At 41.7% G+C, this 26,861-nt stretch carries 20 protein-coding genes; 15 read left to right on the plus strand and 5 right to left on the minus strand.

Annotated features, from left to right (window positions below):
• The first annotated feature begins 48 nt into the window (after positions 1 to 48).
• The 13 genes from BLS32_RS07055 (at position 49) to BLS32_RS07115 (ending at position 17,708) form a co-directional block, all read left to right on the plus strand.
• Entirely contained in the window at positions 49 to 3,021 is a 2,973-nt protein-coding gene (locus BLS32_RS07055) for a sensor histidine kinase (protein ID WP_091393341.1), read from the plus strand.
• A 3-nt stretch (positions 3,022 to 3,024) separates the two neighbouring features.
• Positions 3,025 to 3,765 (plus strand): LytR/AlgR family response regulator transcription factor, encoded by a 741-nt coding sequence (locus BLS32_RS07060; RefSeq protein ID WP_091393344.1) that lies wholly within the window; start codon positions 3,025 to 3,027, stop codon positions 3,763 to 3,765.
• 112 nt (positions 3,766 to 3,877) lie between these two features.
• Positions 3,878 to 4,762 carry an NHL repeat-containing protein gene (locus BLS32_RS07065; RefSeq protein WP_091393346.1) on the plus strand — a complete coding sequence of 295 codons (885 nt, stop codon included), beginning with the start codon at positions 3,878 to 3,880 and terminating at the stop codon, positions 4,760 to 4,762.
• A gap of 14 nt (positions 4,763 to 4,776) precedes the next feature.
• Positions 4,777 to 5,538, plus strand: a complete 762-nt coding sequence (locus BLS32_RS07070) for a hypothetical protein (RefSeq protein WP_091393349.1) — start codon at positions 4,777 to 4,779, stop codon at positions 5,536 to 5,538.
• Positions 5,539 to 5,574: 36 nt separating this feature from the next.
• Positions 5,575 to 6,906 carry a cellulase family glycosylhydrolase gene (locus BLS32_RS07075; protein WP_091393352.1) on the plus strand — a complete coding sequence of 444 codons (1,332 nt, stop codon included), beginning with the start codon at positions 5,575 to 5,577 and terminating at the stop codon, positions 6,904 to 6,906.
• A 159-nt stretch (positions 6,907 to 7,065) separates the two neighbouring features.
• A complete protein-coding gene (locus tag BLS32_RS07080) occupies positions 7,066 to 7,818 on the plus strand; it encodes a hypothetical protein (RefSeq protein ID WP_091393355.1) in 753 nt (250 codons plus the stop codon).
• Positions 7,819 to 8,041: 223 nt separating this feature from the next.
• Complete coding sequence (gene holA, locus BLS32_RS07085) at positions 8,042 to 9,046, plus strand: DNA polymerase III subunit delta (protein WP_091394659.1); 1,005 nt, start codon at positions 8,042 to 8,044, stop codon at positions 9,044 to 9,046.
• Positions 9,047 to 9,196: 150 nt separating this feature from the next.
• The gene (locus BLS32_RS07090; protein WP_091393358.1) at positions 9,197 to 10,735 is read left to right on the plus strand and encodes a T9SS type A sorting domain-containing protein; all 1,539 of its coding nucleotides are present in this window, start codon (positions 9,197 to 9,199) and stop codon (positions 10,733 to 10,735) included.
• A gap of 123 nt (positions 10,736 to 10,858) precedes the next feature.
• On the plus strand, positions 10,859 to 11,035 hold the full coding sequence (locus BLS32_RS07095; protein WP_091394662.1) for a CAL67264 family membrane protein: 177 nt from the start codon (positions 10,859 to 10,861) through the stop codon (positions 11,033 to 11,035).
• A 105-nt stretch (positions 11,036 to 11,140) separates the two neighbouring features.
• Positions 11,141 to 11,740: a TetR/AcrR family transcriptional regulator gene (locus BLS32_RS07100; RefSeq protein ID WP_091393361.1), complete on the plus strand. Its 600-nt coding sequence runs from the start codon at positions 11,141 to 11,143 to the stop codon at positions 11,738 to 11,740.
• Positions 11,741 to 11,963: 223 nt separating this feature from the next.
• Positions 11,964 to 13,097, plus strand: coding sequence for an efflux RND transporter periplasmic adaptor subunit (locus BLS32_RS07105; RefSeq protein ID WP_091393364.1), 1,134 nt, complete (start codon positions 11,964 to 11,966; stop codon positions 13,095 to 13,097).
• A gap of 23 nt (positions 13,098 to 13,120) precedes the next feature.
• A complete protein-coding gene (locus BLS32_RS07110; protein ID WP_091393366.1) occupies positions 13,121 to 16,282 on the plus strand; it encodes an efflux RND transporter permease subunit in 3,162 nt (1,053 codons plus the stop codon).
• 13 nt (positions 16,283 to 16,295) lie between these two features.
• The gene (locus BLS32_RS07115; RefSeq protein ID WP_091393368.1) at positions 16,296 to 17,708 is read left to right on the plus strand and encodes a TolC family protein; all 1,413 of its coding nucleotides are present in this window, start codon (positions 16,296 to 16,298) and stop codon (positions 17,706 to 17,708) included.
• A gap of 70 nt (positions 17,709 to 17,778) precedes the next feature.
• On the opposite strand, the gene BLS32_RS07120 is transcribed toward BLS32_RS07115, so the two are convergent.
• The 3 genes from BLS32_RS07120 to BLS32_RS07130 are packed head-to-tail and all read right to left on the minus strand — an operon-like array spanning position 17,779 to position 20,084.
• Complete coding sequence (locus tag BLS32_RS07120; RefSeq protein ID WP_091393370.1) at positions 17,779 to 18,327, minus strand: DNA-3-methyladenine glycosylase I; 549 nt, start codon at positions 18,325 to 18,327, stop codon at positions 17,779 to 17,781.
• Between the two features lie 5 nt (positions 18,328 to 18,332).
• A complete protein-coding gene (locus BLS32_RS07125) occupies positions 18,333 to 19,250 on the minus strand; it encodes a helix-turn-helix domain-containing protein (protein ID WP_091393373.1) in 918 nt (305 codons plus the stop codon).
• Positions 19,251 to 19,277: 27 nt separating this feature from the next.
• Positions 19,278 to 20,084, minus strand: coding sequence for an SDR family oxidoreductase (locus tag BLS32_RS07130; RefSeq protein WP_091393375.1), 807 nt, complete (start codon positions 20,082 to 20,084; stop codon positions 19,278 to 19,280).
• Between the two features lie 206 nt (positions 20,085 to 20,290).
• Here BLS32_RS07130 and ettA point away from each other — a divergent pair, with 206 nt between their 5' ends.
• The gene (gene ettA, locus BLS32_RS07135; RefSeq protein WP_091393378.1) at positions 20,291 to 21,985 is read left to right on the plus strand and encodes an energy-dependent translational throttle protein EttA; all 1,695 of its coding nucleotides are present in this window, start codon (positions 20,291 to 20,293) and stop codon (positions 21,983 to 21,985) included.
• Between the two features lie 79 nt (positions 21,986 to 22,064).
• Complete coding sequence (locus BLS32_RS07140; protein WP_091393380.1) at positions 22,065 to 24,266, plus strand: tetratricopeptide repeat-containing hybrid sensor histidine kinase/response regulator; 2,202 nt, start codon at positions 22,065 to 22,067, stop codon at positions 24,264 to 24,266.
• Between the two features lie 92 nt (positions 24,267 to 24,358).
• On the opposite strand, the gene BLS32_RS07145 is transcribed toward BLS32_RS07140, so the two are convergent.
• Positions 24,359 to 25,618, minus strand: a complete 1,260-nt coding sequence (locus tag BLS32_RS07145; RefSeq protein ID WP_091393383.1) for a DEAD/DEAH box helicase — start codon at positions 25,616 to 25,618, stop codon at positions 24,359 to 24,361.
• Between the two features lie 101 nt (positions 25,619 to 25,719).
• A complete protein-coding gene (locus tag BLS32_RS07150; RefSeq protein ID WP_091393386.1) occupies positions 25,720 to 26,754 on the minus strand; it encodes a formimidoylglutamase in 1,035 nt (344 codons plus the stop codon).
• Positions 26,755 to 26,861: the final 107 nt, after the last annotated feature.

Raw genomic sequence — 26,861 nt, forward strand, 5'->3', positions numbered from 1 at the left:
TCGTAAATTTCCGTCAGCAAACCGTAGGTTTAACCTTTTAAAAGCAATATGAAAATTTTTTCGCGCCTTTGTTTTACGATTGCCTTTTTGGTTTTCTGTGCTTTTCCGGGATTTTCCCAAAAAGCGTGGCAGGATGAAACGATTAAATTTTATGACGGATTGCCATCGGATATCATCATTAAAACCGATACCGACAGCAAAGGGTTTTTATACATTTCGACCCAAAAAGGGCTTTCGCGTTACGACGGTTACCACATCATCAACCATCCAAAAATACAGTCTCCGGTGTATAGTTTTTTTATCAGAAAAGATAAATTTTACATTCACGACGCGGCGACAGGACTTTTTGTAATGAACGGATTTGATCATCAGATCAAGATTATCGCCAGGAACAATTACCAGGATATTGATCCCGATAACGATCATTTCAACAATCTTTTTGTGGATCATAAAAATCGAGTCTGGTGTTCCGATTTCAATTGCATTAAATATTTTTCTGAAGATTCGGTGCCAACGCAGAAGTTCCGGATTCACTCCAACAATAAATCCGAAAGCGAGCAGATTGTTTTCATGGAACCAATTCCCGGGCAAATCTGGGCATTTACGAAAAAAGGCTTGTTTGTCTGGGATGAAAAAACGAAGCAACTAAAACCGCATCCGAATGATCTGATCGGGCGTGAATCGTATCAAACGGCTTTCCAATTGGATGCATCCAATGTTTTGATGGTGACTTCGAGCGGGAAAATTGGGCAGTTCAACATCGGTGAAAACCAATTTTCAGCATGGGCGGAAATTCCCGAAAACGAACCGATCATCGGTGCCGGAAAATATTACGATGGGAAAAAACCGGTCTTTTTTGTGTACAGCAACCAGAAAATTTTCACAGCAAATGACTCCAAAACTTCGTGGCGTATTTTGTATAAAATTGAAAAATCGCAGATCAACGAAGTTCACACTGATTCGCTTTCCCGCATGTTGTGGATTGCGTCGACAAAAGGCCTGATCAAGCTGTCACCGATTGATGCGATCACGAATGTAGAATTTCCGCAAAAATCGGAAATGCACAATCCGGCGGTTTCAATTGCACAGGATGCTGAAAAAGCAATCTGGATTTCGGATAAGAACAATTCGGTTTGGCGTTATGATTCAGATAAGAGATGGAAGCAGTTCAAAATTCCGGTCGCTATTAATACAGTTACCGCTTTTAAAACACATATTTTCGTCGCTTCGGATAAAGGCCTTTTTGATATTCAGAAGGAATCGGTTTCTAAAATTAAATTGAAACTGCCCGAAACTGCGACTATCAGGAAATGCATTTTGACTTCGAAAGATGAACTTTGGCTGCTTTGTGCCGGAATCCCGATACAAAGATTTCATTGGCCGGATCTGGCAAAAATCGATCGGACGTTTGCCAATGATCCTTTGTATTGGACCGCAAATTCATGGAACGATATCATTGAAAATACCGATGGAAAAATCTGGATTGCCGGCTGGGCGCCAAAAAATTACGGCATGCAATACCACGATGCAGCAAAAGATAAATTCATTGATATTGCTGATTTGGCGTTCAACAAAGAGCGTGATAAATTCTTTGGAGACTACAACAACCGCATTGCGCTTGCCGGGCACAACGGTTTGCTTTTTTCAGGCTATGGCGGATTCAATCGCGTCGAAGGAAACGGCAACATTTCAAAGAAAATCGACATCAACAATTACCCGATCGCAAACGGCAGGATCGAAGGAATCGCGCAGGACCATTCGGGAAACGTCGTTTTTGCTACAGCCGACGGTTTGCATATTTATTCGACTGCAAACGACAAGATCATTCGCATTTCACAGATCGACGGTTTGCCTTCGGACGATTTGATTTACGGATTTAAAAAACTTGCCGACGGTACTTTTGCCATCGGAACCGACAACGGTTTTACGATCGTCGACATCAAAAAACTGCTCGATCCTAAAGGCGGCCATAAACTTGAATTGTGCAGTATAAAAATCGATGGAAACCTCAGGAATATCCACGGAAAAAATATCGAATTGTCAGAAGATGAAAACGATCTGGTACTGAATTTTTCGACTTTGTCGTTTACCGATAAGCAGAAGATTTTTTACCGCTACCAATTCAAAGGCGACAACCATTGGAACAATCTCGGCAACAATCCCGAGCTGTCTTTAAATCACATTGCACCAGGAAATTACGACTTGATTGTCCAGGCCGGAAACCATCTCGGGCAATGGCACTCAAAACCTTTGGAATTTAATATCGTCGCCCATCCGCCGTTTTACAAATCGAACTGGTTTTATATACTGATTGGTATTTTACTGATTGCAATCGTAATTCTGATCAACAGGTATTTGCTTTTGCGCCAACGAAAAGAAGCCGATTACCAGCAAAAACTCAAAGAAGCCGAAATGCTAACGCTGCGCACGCAGATGAACCCGCATTTCATGTTCAACACGCTGAATTCGATCAATAGTTTTATTATCGAAAACAAACGCGAAGCCGCCAGCGGGTATTTAACGACGTTTTCAAAGCTGATGCGCAGCATACTCGATTTTTCAAAAGAAGAATTCATTTCACTTGACGATGAGATCAAGACTTTGGGTTTGTACCTCGAACTCGAAGCCGTTCGCCTCGAGCATTCGTTCGATTATACCATTAAAGTCGATAAAGACCTGAAAGATGAGATTATCCGGATTCCGCCATTGATTTTGCAGCCGTTCGTTGAAAATTCGATCTGGCACGGCTTGCGGCACAAGCAGGAGCAAGGCAATTTGTTTGTGCATTTCAGTAAAATATCCGATCAATATTTGAAGATCAGGATTGAAGACGACGGCATCGGGCGCAAAGCTGCAGGCGAAATGAAGAAAAACCAAACGCACCATAAATCTTACGGAATTGACATTACAATCCAACGTTTGGAAATGCTCGATCCGAAAAATTCGGTACAAATCATTGATTTAACAAACGCGCAGGGCAACAGTTTGGGCACTGCCGTAGAAATAATCCTAACACTTTAAGACATGATAAAAGTTATTATTATTGACGACGAAAAACATGCGATTGTCACCTTGCAGCACGAACTCGAGAAGTTTGCTGATGTGCAGGTGCTCGCAACGACCCAAAAAAGCCAGGACGCAAAAGCGCTGATCGAGCAGCACAAACCAGACCTGATTTTCATCGATATTGAAATGCCGTTCATGAACGGATTTGAAGTACTCGAACAATTTGAAAACATCGATTTCAAAGTCGTTTTTACGACCGCTTACAACCAATATGCGATCAAAGCGATCCGGATGAATGCGCTTGATTACCTTTTAAAACCGATTGATTCGGATGAATTGCGCGCCGCGCTCGACATGTTTGTGAACAATGAAATGGCCAGCAGCAGCGAGCAAATCCAGCAATTGAGCCGTTTTAATTCGGGAAAAATCACTGATACTTTGGCACTTTCAACTCAGGAAGGTTTGCATTTCGTTAAAACCGATGACATCATGTATCTTGAAGCCAGCGGCTGTTATACCTACATTTTCATGAACAACAACACCAAACACCTGGTCAGTAAAAACCTTGCGATTTTCGAAGAAGTGCTTAAAGACAACCCGATTTATTTCCGTCCGCACAAATCGCATATCATCAATTTAAAATGCATCAAGCAATACATTCGTGGTGAAGGTGGCGAGCTCATCATGCAGAACAATTCGAGCATTACGCTAAGCAGAAACAAAAAACAGGAATTTCTCGGATTGTTCAATAAAGTATAAGATTGCAGTTGGTTTACCAAAACCGGCGTTTCATATATCGCAATAAAAAGGATGCAGCATCATGTCCTAATATTGTCCCGTTAAACATTATTAACCGACAAAAACAACGATTATGAAAAATCTCATTTACTTTTTGATCCTGGGCGCATTTACGGTTTCGTGTTCCGATGACGACGACAGCAGCCCCGTTGCAGATGCCTGCGCACTTTTAGGGATGACAGAAAACACAGCGACCGTACAAAACAATCCATGCGCGATTGCGGTTTCCCCGGCCGGATATATTGCGGTAAGCGAATTCAATGGCGGTTACGGCACATCGGCAAAAATCAGGATTTACATTTCGTATGACAATTTCAAAAACGGAACTGTAAAACAGGAGCTGACGGCAATTGCACCGGAAGCCATGGCTTTCGACAAAGACAATAATTTATACATTTCTGAAACGGAACAGGTGGCCGGAATTAAAGTATATGACCATATTGGCGACGGCGCTTATGCGTATAAAAAAGTGATCCAGGACGATTTTAACAATCCGCGCGGATTGGCATTTGACGGGCAAAACAGGTTGTATCTTGCTGATGACGGAACCGGGAGAATCATCCGTTTTAACGATCCGTTCAATAATGATGCACATACAACCATCGGGAATTGGGATGCCGGAATAAAAGGTTTGGCGATCAACGGGAATATTATGTATGTGACGAATTACAACACGAATTCTGTTGGCCGCAACATTCTCAAAGCCGACGGTACTTTAGATACAATCGATGCTGCGGTTAATATTCCGAAAGCGACTGATGTGAGTGTAAATGGAAATACGGTTGTGATTACGTCGTATGAAAACAATTCGGTTACGGTATTTTCCAACTGCAATTTTTCGGATGCAAGCAAAAATACGTATACCGGAAAAGTTTTGGGAACTGCATTTGTAATGCCAAATGTACTGCTGACGGCAAATCTTGATACCGATCGGGTAAAAACATTCGACCTGAAATAATCAAATCATATCTTATGAAAACAAGATCCATTTTAATCGTATTTCTTTTGATGATTGGCTGTGTGGCTTTTGCCCAAAAGAAAAAACCGGCTCCGAAAAAGCAAGCAACGACAAAAACGACAGCAACAAAAACGACAGCAAAAAATATGGTAATTGCACCAAAATCAGCAACAGTGGCAACAAAAATAGAAACGACAACAACAACAACAAAAGAGGCGGCAACGACAAAGCCTACAACGAGATCCGCTTTTTACAAAACGCCGTATGCCACGAGAAACAGCGGAAGTTTCGACAAATCGACCCACCTGATCAGCCTGACTTACGGTTTTCCGAATACGCTCGATTACAACGGCTATTTTTATTCGGCAAACGAATCCGGGATCGGGCCGGTAACTGTTAGGTATGAATTTCCGATCCGGGAGGAAGCCGGAGTTGGATTAAGCGTTTCCGGAGCGACCAAAAAGTGGGATTATTATGGAGGTTACACGACAAAGATCACCGGAATTTCCATCAGCCCGCTCGGGTTTTACCATTTTAATAAGCTGATTCCGATAACCAAACTCGATGTGTATGCCGCTGTTGGCGCGTCGATCGATCTTAGCAATTATTCGTATGACGATCCGTACTACAACAATTCCGATACTTCTGATCTTGAGATCAATCCGGCCGGACTGGTAGGCGCACGTTATTATTTTACCGAAGCTTTCAGTGCAATGGCCGAAGTAGGCGAAGGTTCATACAGCATTTTCAGGATCGGTGTTTCTTTCCGATTGTAATTTTCACAACACAACTAAAAATTAAAAATCAATATTATGAAAAATATTTATCTTTTAGCCTTATTAACGGTCTTTGCCTGTAATTCGCAACAGCAGCAGCAAACACTAAAAGTTGTTGGGAAAAACCTAACCACAACATCGGGACAAACGGTCGTGCTTCGCGGCATCAATTACCCGATCATTGATGACGGAAGCATCAGCCTGACGAATGCGGCGCAATACCAGCATAAAATCGATGAAGCGGCCAAAACCGGTGCGAATGCCATCCGGATTCCGTGGTACACCGACGGCGCACATTGGCGCGACATTCCGGGATCGCCATCTTTCGGCACGCCGGGAACGGTCATGGGCTATGTCAACAACGGCCATCTGAGCAATTTAATCGGATACATCCGAAGCAAAGGCATGATCCCGATCCTCGAAATCCACAATGTTACTTGTTCGAACGACTGGAATGCTTTTAATACTGTGGTCATGCCGTGGTGGAAATCGCCGGTGATCCTAAACCTGATTGAAACGCACAAAGCCTATTTGGTAATCAATCTGGCAAATGAATTCGGACAAGCGCGCTGGACGGGAAATACTACTGCCGGAATGAACGTTTTTAAAACGAATTACAATGCTGCGATTTCCCAATTGCGTACTTTGAATGTCAATGTGCCGATTATGATCGATGCGCCGGATTGTGCACAGTCTTCTACAGAAATGCTATCGGTGGCTGAAAGTATGGTGACCAGCGATCCGCAGCACAACCTGATCTTTTCTTCGCATGCGTACTGGATCGGTTATGCACAAAACCAGGCTTTGGTGCAGGCAAAACTTAATGAAGCACAGAATATGAATGTGTGTTATGTTTTAGGGGAAGTGGCAAGTACGCAGGACGGCGAAACCCCGGCAGATTGCGGGCAATATTCGCTGGCGGCTTTGTATCCGATCGTTTTAAATGAAGCCTGTTCTCGAAATATCGGCTGGCTGGGCTGGACGTATACTTTGGATTGCAGTTCGCCACGTGAAATGACGACCAACGGCGAGTTCAATTCACTTACAACTTACGGAAACGATCTTGTGAACAACAGCGTTTACGGACTCAAATCAGCTGGTGGCTGTGGCGCTTCCTTATTGGCGTCAAGCGGATTTAAGGCAGACAGCAAATTAACGATTTCCCCAAATCCGGCGGCGAACCACATTTCCATCCGCGGAAGCGAAATAGAAAGCGCGAAGATTTTCGATATATCCGGGAGGTTGTTAAAAAGCGTGACTTCGAATTTTGAAACCATCGATGTGGCTTTCCTCAAGAGCGGCAGTTACATCGTCCAGATTCAAATGAATGGAAACCGCGTGCTTTCGCAAAAACTGCTCAAAAAATAAGGTTAATTTTTGTTAGATAAGTGAGAAATCCCAGGCTGTTTGGTTTGGGATTTTTTTTGTTCCTGCAGTTCGTTTAGCAAATCCGGCCGTTGGTATAATCCTGTAAAAGGCCATGGGAATCGCTGCGTAAATTTGGTAAACAATTTAAAAACAACACTCATGAAAAAATTATTCTTTATCCTGGCGATCGCATTTTCAGTCCTTTCGTGCTCTGATGACGATAACAATACGCAGGAACCGCAAAAAGTAAAATTGGTACAAACCATCACATACAACGGCGACGCTTATGGTTCGGTCGAATACGATGCCGGGAAAAAAGTACGGAATATGACTTTTTTATCGGATGGAAGTTACGTTTTTACGTATGACGGCGAACAGATTGCAACTTTGTTGTTTACCTCCAATTCAGAGTTTAATCCGATTGCGCCCAAGCTTTTTACATTTTCGTATGACGGCAACGGGAAAATCAACAAAGTCGTGGTTGACAATTTGCAGAAAAATGTAGTTTACACTGCCGGAGACAATTCGTATTATATTACAGATGTAGGGACGAATTTAAAATATCGACTGTACCTCGACAGTGATGACGACATTACGAAAGCGACTTTTTACAACAACAATCAGGTCACGATAGAGCAAACTTTTACTCATGAAAGCGGAAAAGGCTGTATGTTGAATGCCAATAGGATCAGTACTGCACTGGCGATTGCTTACCCGCAAAATGATACCGGTCTTGCAGCGTTTCTGTCGAAGAAAGCCATCAAAACAAATAAATACATGGAAACCCAAATGAATACGATGAGTACAAGTGCGTATGCCAATGTTTTTGATGCAGACGGCTTTATTGTTTCAGGAACAGAAGTTTTATTTGGCGAAAATCAGGTCACCGAATATCAATACACACAACTTTAAAGGCATTGGTCGATTTAAAACGCCTTTGGTATATTGAAGGTTTTCCGGCAAGCAGATTATGTGCACATTTGCCTGAACAAGAGCAACGATAATTAAGTTTATAGTGTTTTATTTTTTTTGAGTGAGAAAAAGCTCCGGTCGTGGTAGTCCGGGGCTTTTTTATTTTAAAAATTGTGGGATTAATGTCTTATTTTTGGAATCCTTAAACCCGAATTCCGAAACTGTGGACGAAGTACTAAAAATTGTAAACGACATCAAGAACGGCAACATCAAACCCATTTATTTCCTGATGGGCGAAGAACCTTATTATATTGACCGGCTGTCTGATTATATCGATCAGAATTTGCTTTCGGAAGAAGAAAAAGGGTTCAACCAAACGATTTTGTATGGTCGTGATGTCTCGATTGAAGAAGTAATTTCTACATGCAAACGCTATCCGATGATGGCCGAAAGGCAGGTCGTGATTGTTCGCGAAGCACAGGATTTGTCGAAAACCATCGATAAAATCGAAAGTTATGCCGAAAATCCTATGCCGACTACCGTTTTGGTCATCTGTTACAAATACAAAACGCTCGACAAACGTAAAAAAGTCAGCAAACTTCTTGAAAAAAACGGATTGGTCTATGAAAGCAAAAAGCTTTACGACAATCAGGTAGGCGAGTGGATCAAGCGGGTTTTGTCTGGGAAAGGCTTTACGATCGAACCGAAAGCTTCGGCAATGCTGGTAGAGTTTTTAGGTACAGATTTGAGCAAGATCAATAACGAACTCGAGAAATTGCAGATTGTTTTGCCAAAAGGCAGTACGATTTCTGCGAAGCATATTGAAGAAAACATTGGCTTTAGCAAAGATTACAATGTGTTTGAACTTCGGAAAGCACTTGGCGAGCGAAACCAATTGAAAGCATATCAGATCGCGCAATATTTTGCTGAAAATCCGAAAGACAATCCAATGGTGGTAACGACAAGCCTTGTTTTTGGGTTTTTTCTGCAATTGCTGCAATACCACGGATTGAAAGATAAAAACCCTAAAAATGTTGCATCAGTTTTAAAAGTCAACCCCTATTTTCTTAAAGATTATGATGTGGCTTTACGCAATTATCCGATGAAAAAAGTCAGCCAGATCGTGGCGACGCTTCGTGAAATTGACGTGAAAAGCAAAGGCGTTGGTGCCAATGCTTTATCGCAACATGATTTGCTGAAAGAAATGCTGGTCAGGATTTTTCTTTAATTAAATTCTTTATTCAAAAAACTTTTTTGTATCAGTAAAAAATCATCTAATTTGTTAAAAGGATAAGGGTTTTTATCTTTTTTTTGCTTAAAATGTTGTGTTGTTGTTTGGAATTGAATAAATTGCCACTATATAAATCAAACAAATTATATGATGAAAAAACTACTTTATTTAGCATTGTTAATGCCATTAGCCAATTTTGGACAATCCTTAAGCGCAAATTTCGACGATGGCGTTGTACCACCGGATGGTTGGTCGTTTGAACAAACAAACGCCGACGAAACCTGGAAGCCTGCTCTAACACCACTTACCGGAGCCGGATCAGCAACTGTAAGTTATGATCCTGCCTTAGCAGATCAGAATGAACGATTGATGACCCCATCGATTGACTTAACAGGCTTTACGACAGTTTCCTTGAAATTTACAACTTCAGAAAGTTATTATTGGTCTATAACTCCAAATAACAATTACGACACGTTTGTAGAAGTTTCTACAGACGGTGGTTTTACTTGGAATCAGGTATGGTCTGAAATCGATCTTGGTGTTTTTACAAGTTTTGTAGCCATCCCTGTAGCAGTTGATCTTTCAGCTTATGCAGGAAATCCAGATGTAAAAATTGCTTTTCACTATGTAGGAAATGATGGCGCGGATTGGGTAATTGACAATGTTAGCATCGTTACTTGTCTCTCGCCAACAAGTCCGACATTGGTAGCAACCACTTCAACTTCTGCAAGCGTTACATGGGCTGGTACCAGCGCTAATTATGAATTAGAGTATGGGGTTTCTGGATTTACACAAGGTTCTGGAACAGTAGTGCCGTTAACTTCAGGTGGATATGAATTTTCAAACTTAGAGCCTTCAACAGCTTATCAGTATTATGTAAGAAGTATTTGTTCAGAGAATTCTCAAAGCGAATGGTTGGGGCCGATTGCCTTTACGACCGTTTGTGAAGGCGCTGCTGAAGTACCAATGACAGAAGATTTTGAATCGGCTGTTGCTCCGGCACTTCCCGCATGTAGCAGTACACAAAATGTTGGGACAGGTAATGATTGGACGGTTTCAGCAACCAATGGATATGGATTTACAACGAAGGCTTTACGCTACAGATGGAATTCAACCAGTGCTGCGGATACTTGGTTTTTTACGAAATCGGTAAATTTAACTGCAGGACAATCTTACACATTAACTTACAAATACGGTGGTACAGGAACAACCTTTGTAGAGAGTCTGAAAGTTAGCATGGGTATGGGCGCAAATGCAGCTGCAATGAATGTAACGCCATTAGTAGACCATCCAACGGTTAACAATAGCACGCCAAACACAAATTCTGTGACGTTTACCCCGGATACAACTGGAGCATACAATATCGGATTTAATGCATATTCGATCGCAGACCGTTTCTACCTGTTTGTTGATGACATCACTCTTGATGTTGCTTTGGGCACCAAACAATTTAATGCTTCACAATTTGATTTCTTTCCAAATCCTGTCAAAGACGTATTGAATTTGTCCTACAGCCAGCCAATGAGTTCAGTGGAAGTTTACAATATGTTGGGACAAAAAGTGGTTTCTGAAAATGCAAATGCAAATCAAAAACAAATCGATATGTCTGCACTTTCTGCCGGAAGTTATATGGTAAAAGTTTATTCAGGCGATATGGTAAAAACAATTAAAGTTATAAAACAATAATAGCATTGGATTTATTGAATAAAGATGCCCGGAAGCGGGCATTTTTTTATGCCTTTAACTGAAGAACTATAAAAAGTATCATTAAAAAAGCGATATTTGCCACAACATAACTCGATGAAGATGATGAATAAAAATACAGTCCTTGGATGGGCAACCTTTATAATGATTGTGATGGGATTGCTGTTAATCGGACTAGGCGCTTTTCGGTATAACGATGTAGCGGGCTGGGGTTTTGGTGCAGTAGGTGTAGGTTTTTTTGCTAATGCCTGGGTTTTCAGTTCGTTAAAGGGAAGGGTTTAATAGGCTATACCTCAATAGAGAAAAACAATTCAAAAAATTTCCATCAATATATTTTTTAGGCTTACATTTGCCTAACGGTGTTAAGTTATTTAATGCTTAAAAATTATGGCAAGCAAAGACAGGATTTTAAGACAGAAAGAAGAAACCAGAAAAAATATTCTGGATGCTGCCTGTGCCATTGTCAAAGAAGAAGGCTGGCAAGGCCTGAGCATGAGAAAAATTGCTGATAAAATCGAATATACGGCGCCAATCATTTATGAATACTTTGCCAACAAAGAAGCCATTATCCAGGAAATGACAAAAATTGGTTTTCTGACTTTAACCAAAGAACTCGAAAAAGCAAAAGCGCAATTTAACGATCCAGCTGAACAATTAGAAGCCATGTGGATGGCATATTGGACTTTTGCATTTCAGGATAAAGAAATGTACCAGGTAATGTTCGGGGTAGAAATGACCTGTTGTACGCAAAAATGCAACGAAGCAGAAGGGCCTTTTAAATTGTTTATATCTGTAATTTCAGAAATTATGGCAGAAAGCAACCCGACAGAAGAGATCGTAAAGCAAAAATATTTTACTTTTTTTTCGGTCATTCATGGATTAATTTCGATTAATATTATCAACAACGGACTTTCGGCAAGTATCAACAACCAGATTCTTAAAGACGCCATCGGAGGCATTATCCGCTCGATACAGGTTCCAGTTTAGATCATACAAGTTTTATATGAGGCGTAAGCCTTTTTTTTAAAACAATTCACTTAACGCTGTTAAGTAGTTTAATATCAATAATTATCTAAAAATCAATATTTCTTAAGACAAGTTTTAATAGCGATTTTTCGCGAAATTACTTAACAATGTTAGAAAAAATAACACGATTAAATAACAATCATTTAAACCAGCAATAATGTCAAATATTTTTAAATCCAATTCCATGAAGAGATTAATTCTCCTGAGTTTCCTTCTGATCACGTTGTATTCGTGCTCAAATCCACAAAATGCGCCAATGGCTGCTGCAGCACCGCAATTGCCAGTACTTACGATCTCTGGCGGTACCGTTGCTACTGATGCATCCTATCCGGTTTCGATCCAGGGAACTGTTGATATTGAAATCCGTCCGCAAGTCAACGGGAATCTCGAAAAGATTTATGTCGATGAAGGTGCGTATGTCAGCAAAGGCACACCGCTTTTCAAGATCAATGAAAATCCGTACCGCGAGCAGCTCAATAATGCACTCGCAAGCCAGCATTCGGCCGAAGCAGTGCTCATTAACGCTCAACTAGAAATTGACAAACTTACGCCGCTAGTGCAAAATAAAGTGGTTTCCGATTTCCAGTTGAAGTCGGCAAAAGCAGCATATAAAGTGGCTGCAGCCAATCTTGATCAGGCGAAAGCCATGGCAGCGTCAGCAAAAATCAACGTCGGATATACTTTGATCACTGCGCCTGTCAGCGGATATATCGGCCGTCTGCCAAAAAAACAAGGAAGCCTCATCAGCGCAACCGATCCTGAAGCTTTGACCACTTTATCCGACGTACATGAAGTATATACGTATTTTTCTTTAAGTGAAACCGATTTTATCAACTTCAAAAATCAATACGCAGGAAACAGCATCAACGACAAGATCAAAAACCTGCCGCCGGTTTCCCTTGAACTCGCCGACAACAACATTTACACCCAAAAAGGCCGCATTGATATGGTCGACGGCCAATTCGACAAAAATACCGGAGCGATCACATTGCGCGCCACGTTTCCAAATGCAAAAGGATTGTTGCGTTCCGGAAATACAGGCCGCATCAAATTGAGCTTATCACACGCAAATGCTGTTGTCGTACCACAGGAAGCCACTGTAGAAATCCAGGATAAGATTTTCGTATTCACAGTCGGTAAAGACAACAAAGTGACCAAACAACCCATCATTATTTCAGGAAAAAGTGGTACAGATTATCTCGTTCAGGACGGATTAAAAACCGGCGACCGCATCGTATTCAAAGGTTTCGAAAACCTACAGGAAGGTACAGTGATCGTTCCTGAAAAAGAAAGCCCGAAAGCCCTGGCTAAAAATTAATTCAGAATTTAAGATACAAAGAAATGTTTAAAAAATTTATTGACCGGCCGGTTCTGGCCACGGTAATCTCGATTTTACTGGTCATCGTCGGAATCCTCGGATTGTACAAATTGCCTTTGCAGATGTTTCCCGATATTGCACCGCCAGCCGTTCAGGTCATGGCGATGTATCCGGGCGCAAATGCCGAAACCGTGCTGCGTTCTGTCGCGCCTTCACTCGAAGAATCGATCAACGGAGTCGAAAATATGAGCTACATGAGCTCGACTGCAAGTAATGATGGTTCACTCGTAATCACTGTTTATTTCAAACTAGGAACAGATCCGGACCAAGCTGCCGTAAACGTCCAAAACCGCGTTTCTCAAGCAACCAGCCAGTTGCCTGCCGAAGTTGTTCAGGCCGGAATCACAACAGCCAAACAACAAAATAGTTTATTGATGGTTGTCGATATGTATTCAGAAGATGAAAAAGCATACGACCAGACTTTTCTCGCCAATTATGCCCAGATCAACATCATCCCCGAAATCAAAAGGATTCAGGGTGTTGGACAATCATTAATTTTCGGTGGAAATAAAGATTATTCGATGCGCGTCTGGCTCAATCCGTCGCAAATGGCTTCCTACAATCTGACACCGAAAGAAGTCATGGCCGCGATCCAGGATAAAAATCTTGAAGCAGCTCCGGGAAAATTCGGGGAAAGCAGCCAGGAATCTTTCGAATATGTGATCAAATATAAAGGGAAACTGAACAAGCCTTCAGAATATGAGAATATCGTGATCCGTTCTAACAATGACGGTTCGGTTCTACGCCTGAAAGATGTCGCTAAAATTGAATTCGGTGCTTATACTTATGGAAATTACACGCGTACAAACGGCAAGCCCGGAGTCAACATTGCCACGATGCAGTTGGCAGGTTCGAATGCAAATGAAATCCAGATCGCTGTTGCAAAACTAATGGCAAAAGCCTCAAAAGATTTCCCTAAAGGCGTAAAATACCTGATCCTTTACAATACGAAAGATTCGCTCGACCAATCGATTGAACAAGTCGTTTCGACCTTAATCGAAGCATTTATCCTGGTTTTTATCGTCGTATTTTTATTCTTGCAGGATTTCCGTTCGACTTTAATTCCGGCCATCGCAGTTCCAGTGGCGATTTTAGGAACGTTCTTTTTTATGTCCTTGTTCGGATTTTCGATCAATCTTTTAACATTATTTGCACTCGTACTTGCGATCGGAATTGTCGTAGATGATGCGATTGTCGTCGTTGAGGCCGTGCATTCCAAGATGGAACACCGCGGGCTTTCGCCAAAAGCGGCCACAACATCTGCCATGAGCGAGATCACCGGAGCCATTATTTCGATTACATTGGTCATGGCAGCGGTATTTTTACCGGTCGGATTTATGGACGGATCGACTGGTGTTTTCTACAGACAATTTGCTTTCACACTGGCGATTGCAATCGTAATTTCGGCAGTGAATGCATTGACATTGAGTCCGGCGCTTGCTGCATTATTCCTCAAGGAAAACCATACCCATCCTTTGGCTGAAGCCGAAAAACAGACTTTCAAACAAAAATTCTTCGTCGGCTTCAACAAAGGTTTTGATAAAATGACAAACCAATATATGGGAAGTTTGCGTTTCCTCGTACGCCACAAATGGGTTGGCCTGAGCGGATTGGCAGTCGTTGTTGTTGCTACCATTTATATGGTAAAAACCACGCCGACAGGATTTATTCCGTCTGAAGACCAGGGGTTTATCGCAATTTCCTTATCAATGCCAGCTGGTGCTTCATTGCAAAGAACAACACAAGTGATTAAAGAAGCAGAAACGGCGTTGTCCGGAATGGAATCTAAAAAAACGTTGATGGGATTATCCGGATTTAACCTGCTTACCCAATCGTCAAGTCCGTCATCCGGAGTGACATTCATCTTATTGAAACCTGCAAAAGAACGCGGAAAGATCAAAGACATCAATGCCATTATGGATGAGGTTCGCGGAAAACTATCGGCAATCAAAGGCGCTAATTTCTTCGTATTTACGTTCCCGACCGTTCCCGGATTCAGCAACGTCGACGGGCTCGACATCGTGCTTCAGGACAAAACCGGTGGAAACCTCGGCAAGTTTAGTGAAGTTGGAAATAAATTCATCGGAGAATTGATGAAACGTCCCGAAATTGCATTTGCGTTCACACCTTTCAAAGCCGATTATCCACAATATGATATGGAAGTCGACGATGTCAAAGCCGAACAATTGAGCGTCAATGTTAAAGATGTTTTGCAAACGATGCAAGCATACTTCGGCAGCGCGCAGGCTTCGGATTTTAACCGTTTCGGGAAATATTACCGTGTTATGGTTCAGGCAGAGCAATCTTCAAGAACGAATGCCGCTTCCATGGACGGGATTTTCGTCAAAAACCGCCTTGGCGAAATGGTTCCGATCAATACATTGGTTAAACTCAAACGCGTTTACGGTCCGGAAACCGCATCGAGATATAACTTATTTAATTCGATGAGCGTTACGGCAATGGCAAAACCAGGCTACAGTTCTGGAGATGCGATCCGAGCAGTGGAAGAAGTCGCAGCGCAACATTTGCCATCAGGATTTGCGTATGAATTCTCAGGAATGACCAGGGAAGAATTGTCGTCTGGTGGACAATCGACGGTGATTTTCATCCTTTCATTACTGTTCATTTACTTCTTATTATCGGCACAATACGAAAGTTACATTCTTCCATGGGCGGTCATTTTATCAATTCCAACTGGAGTTTTCGGGGTATTTCTTGCCATCGGCCTGACCGGAATTGAAAACAACATTTACGTTCAGGTTGCCCTGATCATGCTCATCGGATTGCTCGCGAAAAATGCGATCCTGATTGTAGAATACGCTTCTCAGCGACGACGCGCCGGAAAAACAATTCTCGCTGCCGCAATGGAAGCTGCAAAACTGCGATTGCGCCCAATTATCATGACTTCACTCGCATTTATTGTTGGGCTTGTGCCAATGATGAACGCCAAAGGACCATCGGCTATGGGAAACCATTCGATCAGTATTGGCGCGGCAGGCGGAATGGTTTCTGGTGTCATCCTCGGATTGTTTATCATTCCGGTGTTGTTCATCATCTTCCAGTTCCTGCATGAAAAAGTGAGCAGGAAATCACTCGAGGTCATTCCTGAAAAAATCGCAGCTTAATTTAAAATTCAAAATGAAAACACTACATAAATTTATCGCTTTAATGGTTTTGCTGGCATTTTTTGCAGCCTGTAAAGTTTCAAAAGATATCGAAGCGCCAAAAGATGCGGTTCCTGTTGGGTTCAGAAATGTTTCTGCAACAGATACCACCAGCATCGGTGATCTTGAATGGAAGAAATTCTTTACCGAAGAAACCTTGGTACAACTGATTGACAGTGCAGTTACCAGAAACAATAATCTGCAAATTGCACAAAAAAATATCGAAGCAGCGCAGTGGCAATTAAGACAATCCAAATGGAATAATGTACCGCAACTGAATTTACAGGTTGCCGCGTCGTCAAGCAATCCATCAGACAACAGCTTTAACGGACAAAACTTAGCGGCACTTTCAGGCCAGAAACACATTGACGATTACAATGCTGCGTTATCGCTTTCATGGGAAGCTGACATCTGGGGAAAAATCCGAAGCCGGAAAAAAGAAGCTTTGGCAGAATATTTACAAACTGAAGAGGCTAAAAAAGTGCTGCAAACCGCCATCGTTTCGTCCGTGTCAAACGGTTATTACAACTTATTAATGTTGGATGCACAACTCGGAATCGCCAAACGAAACCTGACATTGAACGACAGTACATTATTTGTCATTAAACTCCAGTTTGATTCGGGGCAAGTGACATCATTGGCAACACAACAAGCTGAAGCACAACGTTCGGTCGCAGCACAACTGGTTCCGCAAATCGAACAGGAAATCACGATCCAGGAAAATGCACTGAGCATACTCGCCGGAAATTTTCCCGGATCAAAAAAACGTGCGGCAACAATCAATTCGATGGCTTTGCACGAAGACGCAGTTGCCGGAATTCCGTCGTCATTGATCGCAAGAAGGCCCGATGTGCAAAGTGCAGAACTTGGTTTAAAAGCCGCAAATGCACGAACCGGAATTGCAAAAGCATCGTTGTATCCGGCGTTGAACATCACGGCTGCTGGCGGACTCAATTCGTTCGAGATCAGCAATTGGTTCACGATGCCGGCTTCGCTTTTTGGAACCGTTGCCGGAAGTCTGACACAACCATTATTGAATAGCAGGAAACTGAAATCGCAGTATGAAATCTCAAAGATCGAACGCGAGAAAGCGGTGATCAATTTCAGGCAATCGGTTTTGGTTGCGGTGGGCGAAGTTTCGAATGCCTTGGTAAGCACCGAAAAACTCAAAGAACAGCAAACGATTGTAAACACTCGCGTTTCAATCTTAAAAACCGCAGTCAAAAATGCCGATATGTTGTTTAAAAACGGCATGGCCAATTACCTTGAAGTCATTACAGCACAGGGAAATTTGCTGCAAAGCGAACTCGAATTGGCTTACATTAAAAAGGCCAGGCTTGACGCCGACGTAGAATTGTACCGCGCTTTGGGCGGCGGCTGGAAATAAGAATTTCAACTAAAATGAAAAAGGCAAACTGTAATGGTTTGCCTTTTTTTATGGGTTTTTATTTTGCTTGCTAAACAGTTTGCCACATCGGTTTTGTTTTCAATATTTCCGTGTGGATTTTACAATTGGAATCGTGTGCTCCGGGCAAATATCCGATGCTCATTAAAAATTCGTTGACGATTTCGCCGCCCGTGAATTTGAAGGTTTTCTTAAATAATTTTACCCATTCTTCTTTTGTTTTCGGATGCTGGCTTTCGAGCCATTTTTCGAATGAGCCTAATTCCTTTTGCATCGCGAGAATGGTTTTTGCGTTTTCGATCGCAGCGTTAATTTTGAGGCGATTTCGGATAATTCCGGCATCATTCATCAATCTTTCACGTTCGGTTTCAGTATAAGCTGCAACTTTTTTGATGTCGAAATTGCTGTACGCTTTGCGGAAGAATTCTTCTTTTTTCAAGATCGTTTCCCAGCTCAATCCGGCCTGGTTGATTTCGAGTACGAGTCGGCAGAACAGTTCATTATCATCGTGGATCGGGAAACCGTAAAGCTTGTCGTGATAAGCCTTGTGCAATGATTTTCTGGGTTCTGGCATGTTTTCAATGGCGGTGCAGTAAGACATATATTTTAATTAAAGGATTGTTTGAATTCGACAGGAGTCAGGCTGGTTTTTCGTTTAAAGATCTTACTGAAGGACTGCGGATGCTCAAACCCGAGTTGGTATGCAATTTCTGAAACCGATAAATTCCCGGTGCTTAAATAGTCTTTGGCTTTTTCAATGACTTTGCTGTGAATGTGCTGCTGGGCATTTTGTCCGGTCAACGAACGCAGCATGTCGCTCAAATATCTCGGGGAAACGCGCAATTCGTCAGACAAATACTGCACCGTCGGCAATCCGGAAGTCAAAGGTTTTTCATCCGCAAAATAATCCAAAAGCACTTGTTCAAGATTTGAAAGCAGGTCGTGGTTTCCTATTTTACGCGTGATAAACTGCCGGTTGTAAAAACGGTCGCTGTATTTTAAAAGCAACTCGATTTGTGAAGCGATCAGGTCCTGGCTAAAATGATCGATCGATGCCGAAAGTTCCCTGATGATATTTTCAAAAATTCCAACAATGATCGTTTTTTCAGATTCAGACAAATGCAAAGCTTCGTTCGCTGAATACGAGAAAAACCCAAAATTCTTGATGCTTTTTCCAAGCGCATAGCTTCGGATAAAATCAGGATGAAAAAGCAAGGTGTAACCTGAATAATCTTTCTCGTCTTCGCTTGCAGCAATGATTTGATTTGGCGAAATAAACGACAATCCGCCTTCATCAAAATCATAATGATGCTGTCCGTATTTAATTTTTCCGTGCAGGTTGATCTTGTATGAAATCTTATAAAAATCCAGGATCAACGATGTTGGCAATGCTGAAGGCGCAACCGAAATATCTCCATAATTCACAAGGCTTACCAAAGGATGAAATGGTTTCGGCAAGCCCAAAGCGCGGTGCAGTTCCGAAATGGAATGGAACGTTGACGGCAGTTTTGCTGAATTTTTCATAAGCTGTAAATTTAGCAATATCTGTAGTTACGCCCGCTTATTTAATAAGTTATTTAAGTGGATTCGGAAATTTTCTGAACCCATTTCAATGCGCTGCGCCGCGATTCTTTTGGCATCATTTCCGGCAAGGTAACGCAATTGGTCTTTTCCGTCGGTTGCAGCTTCGAAAACGACTTCAGCAATGTTTTCAGCTTCGGTAAAATCCATCAAAGTTCCATCTGAAAACAATTCGGACAAGCGTTTGTTCAATACGTCATATTCACTTCCCATGGAAACCTGCATCACATTCATGAAATTGCTTTTGATTCCGCCCGGTGCAACGGTTTTGATGCCAATATTGAACTGTGCAAGATCATAATAAATGCTTTCGCTCCAGCCTTCTAACGCCCATTTTGTTGCATTGTACACGCTTGAAAGCGGATTTGAAGAAAAGCCGCAAACCGAAGTCGTTGTTATGAAAAGTCCTTTTTTCTGTTTTTTAAAATACGGAATGAATGCTTTGGTGACGCGCAGTACGCCTGTGAAATTCGTAGCGATCTGATCGGTGATTTGTACGTCTGAATAAGATTCCAATGCACCGATCAATCCGTAACCGGCATTGTTAAAAACAACATCTATATCATGAAGTGCCATCGCTTTTAAAACGGTTTCTTCTATTTGTTTCGGATTGGTAATATCCAATGGTAGTAAAGTGACGTTTTTGAATTCGGATAATTCGGTTTCCTTTTCCGGATTTCGCATCGTCGCAATGACATGCCAGCCTTTTGAAAGAAATAATTTCGCCGTGCTTTTTCCCAAACCTGATGATGCGCCTGTAATAAAAATAGTTTTCATATAAATAGTGTTAAATTTTACAAGGCAAAATTCCGTCAATAACCTATTTAAGGGAAAGCCAAAACGGCAAATGTTGAAGCCAAAACGCCCCATTTGAAGATTTTCATCAGATGTTTATGAAGCTTGATTTTATTCGATAGGGAATTTGTAATATATTTGTCACAATCAAGAAAAATTTCACCAAAACAACCAAATTTTAAAAATATATGTCAGACGATAAAAAGGTTATTTTTTCGATGTCACGCGTCAGCAAAACCTATTCGAGTACGAACAAACAGGTTTTGAAAGACATTTACCTGAGCTTTTTTTACGGCGCCAAAATCGGAATCCTCGGATTGAACGGTTCTGGAAAATCATCGCTTTTGAAAATCATCGCCGGGGAAGATAAAAATTACCAGGGCGACGTGGTTTTTGCGCCCGGTTACACTGTTGGCTATTTAGAACAGGAGCCAAAATTAGACGAAAACAAAACGGTCATTGAAGTTGTTCGCGAAGGTGTAGCTGAAACGGTTGCAATTCTCGACGAATTCAATAAAATCAACGACATGTTCGGTTTGCCGGAAGTGTATGAAGATGCAGATAAAATGCAGCAACTCATGGACAGACAAGCAGATTTACAGGATAAAATCGACGCTTCAGGCGCGTGGGAACTCGACACCAAACTCGAAATCGCGATGGATGCATTGCGCACTCCCGAAGGCGATACGCCAATCAAAGTGCTGTCTGGCGGAGAAAAAAGACGTGTGGCTTTGTGCCGTTTGCTATTGCAGCAACCTGACGTATTGTTATTGGATGAGCCAACGAACCACCTTGATGCGGAAAGCGTACTTTGGTTGGAGCAGCATTTATCGCAATATGCCGGAACTGTAATTGCCGTCACGCACGACCGTTATTTCCTTGACAATGTTGCCGGATGGATTTTGGAACTCGACAGGGGCGAAGGCATTCCGTGGAAAGGAAACTATTCTTCGTGGCTGGATCAAAAATCGAGCAGGATGGCGCTTGAGGAAAAGGTGGCTTCCAAAAGGAGAAAGACTTTAGAACGCGAGCTGGACTGGGTTCGCCAGGGCGCAAAAGGACGCCAGACTAAACAAAAAGCGCGTTTGCAGAATTATGACAAATTGTTAAATGAAGACCAGAAACAGCTTGACGAAAACCTTGAGATTTACATTCCGAACGGGCCGCGTTTGGGTACGAATGTAATCGAGGCAAAAGGAGTATCAAAAGCTTTCGGAGAAAAATTATTATACGACAACCTGAATTTTACATTGCCGCAAGCCGGAATCGTTGGCATCATCGGGCCGAATGGTGCCGGTAAATCAACCATTTTCAGGATGATCATGGGCGAAGAAAAGCCTGATGCCGGGGAATTTACAATAGGTGAAACGGTAAAAATCGCTTATGTAGACCAGGCGCATTCGAACATCAATCCCGATAAATCGATCTGGGAAAATTTCTGCGACGGACAGGAACTGATCATGATGGGCGGACGACAAGTCAATTCACGCGCTTATTTAAGCCGTTTCAACTTCGGCGGAAGCGACCAGAATAAAAAGGTAGCCACGCTTTCGGGTGGAGAGCGCAACAGATTGCACTTGGCGATGACCTTAAAAGAAGAAGGAAACGTGCTTTTACTGGATGAGCCAACAAATGATCTCGACATCAATACGCTTCGTGCGCTTGAAGAAGGTTTGGAAAATTTTGCAGGCTGTGCTGTTGTGATTTCGCATGACCGTTGGTTTCTGGACAGGATTTGTACGCACATTCTTGCATTCGAGGGGAACTCGGAAGTGTATTATTTTGAAGGCGGTTTTTCTGATTACGAAGAAAACAAAAAGAAACGCCTCGGAGGAGATTTGACACCTAAACGAATAAAATACAGAAAACTCATACGAAACTAAAAAAAACTACAAATCCCGGCTGCTGTCGGGATTTTGTTTTAGTAATAACTGTATATTTGACCAAATCAATAAGATTTCTATGTCCCAAATCAGAATAATCTTACTACTGATTGCTTTTTATTGTGCGCATGATGGTGTGGCACAGTCAACAGAATACAATAAAAAAGACATCGCTGCATTGGCCACAAAAGCCAACGATTACCTTAATGAATATAAATTCAAAGAATCGTTATTGTATTCGCGTGAAGCACTCAAACAGGCGATTTATATTAAAGATGATTACCTGATTGCAACAGCTTACAATACCATTGCAGGAAATTTTGACGAATTGTCTGAATCGGATAAAGCGATCTTCAATTATCAAAAAGCGTTGTATTATGCTTCGCGAACCGATAATGATTCGATAAAAGGCTGGCTCAACAACAACCTTGGCAATATGTATTTCTTTGAAAAAAAGGACTATGAGAAAGGCATCGATTATTACCGCAAAGCGATAGAATACGCCGAAAAAACAAAAGATACATCCAAACTCGTACTTACAAATTTAAATATCGCGCTCGGTTATTTTGAAATCGGGAAATTCGAGCAGGGTTATCCGCACTTGCAATACATTAATACGCACCATTCTAAGCATGGCGATAAGGATACCGTTGTTTTTTTAAACATGCTCAACGGTTCCTATTTTGGATATAAAGGACAGAATGAAAAGGCCGAATTTTTCTTTGCAAAAGCCATAGGCATTGCCAAAAAGAACAATGAAAAAGCCGATCTCGCTTATACTTATCAGGAATATTCAAAGTTTTTACTTAAAATCGGGGATTACAAACGTGCTTATCGTTACCTCGCACTTTACGACGAACTTAAAGATGAGATTTACGATTCTGAAAAACTCAAGAAAGCAGATGTGGAAGGCGTAAACCTCGAAATTGACGAATACAAACGCGCCCTAGACAAGATCGAGAATGAAAAAACTGCTCAATCGTTAAGCCTTAAAAAATCAAGAATCATTGTTTTTCTCTTTGTGGTGGCTGTTTTTGTATTGCTGCTGCTGCTTTACACTTTGTATAAGAACAACAATTTTAAGAAAAAAGCAAACGCTGAATTGATGCTGGCCAACGAAGAATTGGTCGTTGCCAATGAAAGGGCAGAAGAAGCCTCGCGCCTCAAAACGCAGTTTGTTTCCACGATCAGCCATGAGCTGCGAACGCCTTTGTATGGTGTGGTCGGAATTACGAACATGATTCTGGACGAACACAAAGAATTGGCCGAAAGTCCGCACCTGAATTCGCTTAAATTTTCTGCGCGTTATTTGTTGTCGCTGGTAAATGACATTCTGCAGATCAACAAAATTGAAGAGAAAAGAATTGTTTTGGAAACTTTGGCATTTAATATTTCGGATGAAATCAATATCGTAACGAGCTCGCTTCAGTTTATTGCCAATAAAAACCACAATAAAGTTACGATTGATACTGATGATCAGATTCCCGAATTTCTGATTGGTGACAAACTCAGACTTTCACAGATTTTGATGAATTTGGCAAGCAATGCCTTGAAATTTACCAAAAATGGGGAAGTGAAAATTTCGGCAAACCAGGTTCGGATTGATGTTACTTGTCATTACATCGAATTCAAGATCAGCGACAACGGTTTGGGAATTGCTCCGAAAGACCAAGAAAAAATATTTGAAAAATTTGTACAAATTGGCCGCCGAGACGACGATTATCAGGGAACCGGGCTTGGGTTGTCCATTGTAAAACGCCTTATCGAACTCTTCAAAAGCGAAATCCATCTGGAAAGCAAGCTTAATGAAGGCACTACATTTTCGTTTACCATTGGCTTTGAAGCCGATGAACAAAAGCGCCGCGAGATCATCAATAACATAGAGGTCGATTTAACGTCAAGCCAGATCTTTACGATTTTGGTTGTAGAAGACAATAAGATCAACCAGATGGTGACCAAGAAAATCCTTGAGAAAAACAACTTTAAATGTGATGTGGTCGAGGACGGATTGTTGGCGCTTGACATGCTCGATAAAAAATCGTATGATGCCATTTTGATGGATATCAATATGCCGATCATCAACGGATTTGAAACCACGCGCAGGCTTCGTGCGAAAGGAATTACGACTCCGGTGATTGCATTAACAGCATTTGATAAAGAAGAAATCACCGAAGAATCGATTTCATCCGGAATAAACGACATCATTATCAAGCCGTTCGAACCGGTCAAAATGTTTCAGATCATCCACAGCCAGATTCATAAAAGCAAAAATCTAAATTAAAAAATTCAGTCTAAAAAAGAGAAGCCACAAATTCATGAATTTTTGTAAATCAATTCGTGAATTTGTGGCTAACTTTTTATAAAACTTATTTCTTAATACCAGCGTTTTTTATTCTGTTTTGACTGGGCAGATTTGCGCGATTTGTGTGCGCCACCGCTTTGGTTTGAATTTTTTTCAGGAGCAGAAACAACGACAGCATCTTCCGGACTTCCGGCATGCCAGGGATAAGGATGATCCGTGATCGTTTCCACATCAACTTTAATCAGTTTCTGTATGTCTTTCCAATATGGATGTTCGTCTTTTCCGCAGAAAGAAATCGCGATTCCACCATTTCCTGCACGTCCGGTTCTTCCGATTCTATGCACATAAGTTTCGGGAATATTCGGCAAATCAAAATTTACTACAAACGGCAATTGGTCAATATCGATTCCGCGCGCGGCAATATCGGTGGCAACCAAAACGCCAACTTCCTTTGCTTTAAAAGCATCAAGAACGCGCTGCCTCGCAGCCTGTGATTTGTCGCCATGAATCGCTTCAGCGGGAACGCCTTTTTTGCGGAGCGCTTTTACAATATTGTCTGCACCGTGTTTAGTACGTGAAAATACCAAAAGATCAGATAGTTTTTCATTGCGGATCAAATGATACAGCAAATTCCTTTTTTCGCCTTTTTCGACAAAATAAACGCGTTGCTCTACTTTTTCAGCTGTTGATGAAACCGGAGAAACCGTTACCGTTGCCGGATCTTTCAAAAACATTTCAGCCAGTTCGCGGATGGCAATCGGCATGGTTGCAGAAAATAATAAAGTCTGGCGGTTGTTTGGCGTCAATTTTACAATTTTTTTGACATCATTTACAAAACCCATGTCAAGCATCTGGTCGGCTTCGTCCAAAACCAAAACGTGCAAATGATCAAGATCGATGTAACCTTGTTTATTCAAGTCGAGCAAACGTCCCGGAGTTGCGATCAGGATATCAACGCCTTTTCGGAGTTGGTCTACCTGCGAAACCTGTGAAACGCCGCCAAAAATAGTCAGTTGCGTTAAATTTGTATATTTTCCGTATTCGTCAAAATTCTGCCCGATTTGAACAGCAAGTTCACGAGTAGGCGTAACTACAAGCGCGCGGATTTGCTTGGCTTTTTTTGTCGAGCCAACAATTCTGTGCAATTGGTGAATGATAGGAATGGCAAAAGCCGCCGTTTTTCCGGTCCCGGTTTGTGCGCAGCCAATCATGTCGCGGCCTGCCAATACAATCGGAATGGCTTGTTCCTGGATTGGAGTTGGTTCGGTATAGCCTAATTCAAATACGGCTTTTTGGATGCTTTTAGAAAGCGATAAATCTTCAAATAACATAAAATAAGTGCATTAATAGTTGCCATCGTCGGCAAAAATTTTTTGCAAAGATAGGTTTATTAATTCAGATGTTGGAATGCGAAAAAAATTCGCTTAAAAACTTAGAGTTCAGCCTGCGCTTTGATAAAATCGGTTACTAAATATCCAATGAGTTTCCCTATTAAATGGTTGTTTTTTTCTTCGCCCAAATCGGGTGCGCCTTCGCAAATGTGAATGTAGGCCGCATTTTCATTTTTCCCGAAATGATGCACAAACTGGCGCAGTTGCTCAATAGAAAATCCGCTCATAGTCATCGCACTGCTGGCGATATTCGGAATGGCATCAAGGTCGATTTCAATGCCGTAAGCGTCGTTTTTGATAAAGTGGAAAGCTTCCGAAAGTTCGTTTTCAAAATTCTTTTCCTTTCGGATCGAAATCTCGTCATACGTATTGAAACGCACACGGTCTTCGATTTTTTTGATGATGTCGAGTACGTTTTTTGAAGTATAATTTTCGTGCAATCCGAAGATGAAATATTTTTTGAGGAAACCTTCTTCATACGCATACGAAAATCCATTTCCACTGTGCCTGCCTTCGAGAATCCTGAAATCGGAATGCGCGTCAAAATTCACAGCGTTGATCGGTTTGCCTTTGGCCAAGGCCGTTCCTTTGATATTTCCGTAAGCATTGTTGTGGCCGCCGCCAATGACAATCGGCGTTTTTCCTGCCAGGATGATATTCGAAATGATGTGCGCGACTTCTTTATCGACACTTTCTACAAGCTTGCTGAACTCCTGGCGGTGGTTGATGTTGTAAAAATCGAGGTTTTTCGCAGCTTCCATTTCAGCGGCAACATCTAGCTGGCCCAAGACCAGGATCTGGCTGCCTTTGCAAAAACGGTTGTGCTGGATATTGGCAATGCTTTTAATCGCGCTGTCCCAGGCCGAAGCTGCTCCTGGGCGGCCAAAATTCGCGCGAATTCCTATGTCTTCCGGAATTCCGAATAAAATATATTGCGCATCACATTCTTTTACGAACGTTAGTATATCGGTATTTTTCGGGACTGTAAGCATTTTTTCGCCGAATTTGATCTCGCCGCTTCTGTGGTTTGTAATCTTCGCAAGATCGCTGATGTAAAACGGCACTAACTTTTCCATAAAAATATTTTAAGTCCCAAAATTATAATTTTTCGGATAAATTTACGTTAATTTGAGTGTTGTAAAATATTAATAATTTAAATTTGTTAAAACATATAAAAACTTAT

It is taken from the genome of Flavobacterium noncentrifugens (genome assembly GCF_900100375.1).
Classification (GTDB): domain Bacteria; phylum Bacteroidota; class Bacteroidia; order Flavobacteriales; family Flavobacteriaceae; genus Flavobacterium; species Flavobacterium noncentrifugens.